Raw genomic sequence first — 3,562 nt, forward strand, 5'->3', positions numbered from 1 at the left:
GCTTGTAGGTGCGGGGTGGGGTCATTTCTCCCACGGTCTGTACCCGAAGGGGTCAGAAGCTGCCTAGGTCCCGCCACCCCGACAAGTCTCTCTGCCTACTATCGACTTGCCACGCCAACATACAAGCGGCCTTGGCCGCGAATGCCACCGGGCCGTTGGCCATTCGCTTGCCAGCAAGCTTCCCACGGCGGCTTCGTAGAATCCCATTAGCTGTTTTAACAGCTAATGGGTGTATGGGCTGGCACGAGTCGTTCAGGCCGGTACAATGCCCCTTTTCCTTGCCCCGGTAGCTCAGTTGGGTGAGGGTGGGGCCTTCCGGCGCACGGCGCCGGCCATCCTCACGCCGCGCGGATACCGCCGCGTGGCCGGAGCCTGGAGGGCGAGCAAGCGCCTCCATGGAGAGTCTTGCTCCGTGCCACTGGCGCTGTCGCTTGAGGCCGGTACAATGCCCCTCTTCCTTGCCCCGGTAGCTCAGTTGGATAGAGCAAGCGCCTCCTAAGCGCTAGGTCGGACGTTCAAATCGTCTCCGGGGCGCCATTTCCCCTCTGTCTTTGTCTGATTCGCCTTTGCCATGGCTTTTGACGTAACGTTTTCCTTATCCGTGCGTCCATTACACTAGGGTGAACAGGCCCTAGAACAACGGACAGGAGCTGATCATGAGAGACAGTCGCGCGTTACTGGTACGCAGTGGCACCGATTTCCCTCCGCTACGTCGGCGCCAGACCACCATCTTGCAGGTGAATCTGGGCTATCGGTGCAATCTGAGCTGTGTGCATTGCCATGTGAACGCGGGCCCCACGCGCACGGAAATGATGTCCGCGGAGACCGTGGATCTGGTGATCGAGGTGCTTCGACGGGGGCACATCGAAACCCTGGACCTGACTGGCGGCGCACCGGAAATGAGCCCTCACTTTCGCCGATTGGTCCGGGAAGCACGGGCATTGGATATCACCGTGATCGACCGCTGCAATCTGACCATTCTGCTGGAACCGGACTATGAGGATCTGCCGGCTTTCCTGGCCGAGCAAGGCGTGCAGGTGGTGGCGTCCTTGCCCTGCTACCTGGAAGAGAACGTCAACAAGCAGCGGGGCAAGGGCGTCTACGCGGCCAGTATCGAGGCGATCCGGCGACTCAATCAGGTGGGGTATGGTGGTGAGTCGCTGATTCTGGATCTGGTGTACAACCCGGTGGGGGCGCATCTACCGCCGCCGCAGGCCGGTTTGCAGGACGACTACAAGCGTGAACTCGCGGCCCGTTTCGATATTCACTTCAACCGTTTGCTGACGATCACCAACATGCCGATCAGCCGCTTTGGCGCGGTATTGCTGGCCCACCATCAGTTTGATGATTACATGCGGTTGCTGCGCAGCAGCCACAATCCGGTCAATCTGGATGAGGTAATGTGCCGGAATACCTTGAGTGTGGACTATCAGGGTTATCTGTACGATTGCGACTTCAATCAGATGCTCGGGCTGGCTCAGGGAGGCGCCGATCGCCATCCGCATTTGCGGGAAATATTGCGAGGTGACAAGGACGGTGAACCGGTGTACGTGGCGGACCATTGTTTCGGTTGCACCGCCGGGGCCGGCAGTAGTTGCGGTGGAGCGCTGGCGTGACGCGGCGTTTGAGCGTGGTGATTCCGGTGCTCAACGAAGCTCCCCGTTTGCGGCGGCTGCTACCGAAATTGCGCCGCCATTTGTGGGATCAGGATGAGATTATCGTGGTGGATGGTGCCAGCACCGACGATACCGTGTTGGTGGCGGAGGAAGGCGCGGACAAGGTTCTGCATTGCGACCGTGGCCGGGCCCGCCAGATGAACTTCGGCGCTGAACGGGCCTGCGGCGATCTGCTCTGGTTTGTGCACGCGGACAGTGGAATACGACGGAACCAGCCGGCGGCATTGCGCTATTTGCCGGAGGGGTCGCTGTGGGGGCGGTTCGATGTCCGCCTCAAGGGCCGTCATCCGTTGTTCCCGATCATTGGCGGCGCCATGAACCTGCGCTCGCGCTGGACCGGCATCGCCACCGGCGATCAGGGGATTTTCGTGGATCGCCTTTTATTTCTTGATGTGGGCGGCTTTCCGTTACAACCGTTGATGGAAGACGTGGCGCTGAGCGCTTGTCTGCGTCGCCATGGTAAACCACTGTGTTTGCGTCCCAGGATGGTGGTGGACAGTCGCCGCTGGCAGCAACAGGGCGTGCTGCGAACCGTGTTGCTGATGTGGCGATTGCGCTGGCGCTATTGGCGCGGTGCCGACCCGGCCGAACTGCACCGGATCTACTATCGCGATCCTGGTGGTGAGTCCGTTCCGCGGCGGGAGGACGGACGTGACCCGGGATGAACAGACGGCCACCTTGCTGTTGGTCTTCGCCAAGGCGCCTGAGCCGGGCCGGGTAAAAACCCGGTTGGCGGCTGTCCTGGGGGCGGACACCGCGCTGGCGGCCCATCAGGCGCTGCTGGAACGTACCCTGTGTCTGGCGGCGGCGTTTCCCGGTCCGGCGGTATTGATGTTGGATCGTGCCGAGACGGCCACCGAGAACCGGGCGCGGGCGCTCGGGCTGGACATTGACTATCAACAGGGCGTGGATCTGGGCGAGCGCATGGAGCGCGCCATGGCCTGGGGTTTGGCACGGGCGAAACAGGTGTTGCTGGTGGGCAGTGACTGTCCGGCCATGAGCCGGGAATATCTGTTGGCCGCCGCGGATGCCCTGCGTCAGGCACCGGTAGTCCTCGGCCCCAGTGAAGATGGTGGTTTTGTCCTGCTCGGTGGCAGTGAGGCCGCGCTCTGGCGTCAATCGCTGTTCCGCCATGTGGCGATGAGCACGGACCACACTCTGGCCGATACCCTGAAGGCGCTGTCCGACCGCTGTCGGCCGCGATTATTACCGACGCTTTGGGACGTGGATTACCCCGAGGATCTGGACCGGGCCCGGCGCCTGGGTCTGCTGTCCTGAGCCTGTCCATGGCCGCTCCGTTTTCAACGGTCACGGCGCCTCTTTGCCCAACACGGCAGCGTGTCGTTTTCTCACCCATTCCGCTGAAGTCTGTGCGATATTATGGCGCTACCATTGGTGTCACGATTGCGTTGACGCAGGGCTCAGCTGGAGTGATTGATGAGCAGGCAGGAAGCAGTGGACCTGGCGGTAATCCAGGAACTGAAAGAAGTGATGGGGGCGGATTTTCCCCGCTTGGTGATGTCTTTCGTGAAGGATGGTGAACAGCGTTTGCGTGCGATTCAGGGCGGGCTCGCCGCCACCGATACGGAAGTGGTGCGTCAGCAGGCACACAGTTTCAAGGGCAGCAGTGGCAACCTCGGCGCGGTACGGGTATCAGCGCTGTGTCTGGAGATGGAAAGCGCGGCCCGCGACGGCGATGTGGCGGTGGCGGCATCCCTGCTCGACCCCTTGAAGGAGGCCTTCGAATCGGTGTGTGCGCGGCTGAAGTCGCTCTGAGGCGGCACTCAGAGTGTCGACCATGGGATTGGGGACAAAAAAAACCCCTCTTCCAAAGGGGGGGGGGGTGGAAGAGGGGTTTTTTTTGTCCCCAATCCCATGGTCGACAC

Annotated in this window: 4 protein-coding genes and 1 tRNA gene; all 5 read left to right on the plus strand. The window is 61.6% G+C overall.

Features of this window, described 5'->3' with window-relative positions:
* Window positions 1-460: 460 nt before the first annotated feature.
* The 5 genes from E0L37_RS21115 (at window position 461) to E0L37_RS21135 (ending at window position 3,452) form a co-directional block, all read left to right on the plus strand.
* Window positions 461-537 (plus strand) — tRNA-Arg (locus E0L37_RS21115).
* A 119-nt stretch (window positions 538-656) separates the two neighbouring features.
* On the plus strand, window positions 657-1,616 hold the full coding sequence (gene arsS, locus E0L37_RS21120) for an arsenosugar biosynthesis radical SAM (seleno)protein ArsS (protein WP_133493612.1): 960 nt from the start codon (window positions 657-659) through the stop codon (window positions 1,614-1,616).
* Window positions 1,613-2,341, plus strand: a complete 729-nt coding sequence (locus E0L37_RS21125) for a TIGR04283 family arsenosugar biosynthesis glycosyltransferase (RefSeq protein WP_133493613.1) — start codon at window positions 1,613-1,615, stop codon at window positions 2,339-2,341. Before arsS ends, E0L37_RS21125 begins: the two co-directional genes overlap by 4 nt.
* Complete coding sequence (locus tag E0L37_RS21130; protein WP_166643116.1) at window positions 2,328-2,954, plus strand: TIGR04282 family arsenosugar biosynthesis glycosyltransferase; 627 nt, start codon at window positions 2,328-2,330, stop codon at window positions 2,952-2,954. Before E0L37_RS21125 ends, E0L37_RS21130 begins: the two co-directional genes overlap by 14 nt.
* 159 nt (window positions 2,955-3,113) lie before the next feature.
* Complete coding sequence (locus E0L37_RS21135) at window positions 3,114-3,452, plus strand: Hpt domain-containing protein (protein WP_133493615.1); 339 nt, start codon at window positions 3,114-3,116, stop codon at window positions 3,450-3,452.
* Window positions 3,453-3,562: the final 110 nt, after the last annotated feature.

It is taken from the genome of Alcanivorax sp. 24, assembly GCF_004360225.1.
Taxonomy (GTDB): Bacteria; Pseudomonadota; Gammaproteobacteria; order Pseudomonadales; family Alcanivoracaceae; genus Alloalcanivorax; species Alloalcanivorax xiamenensis.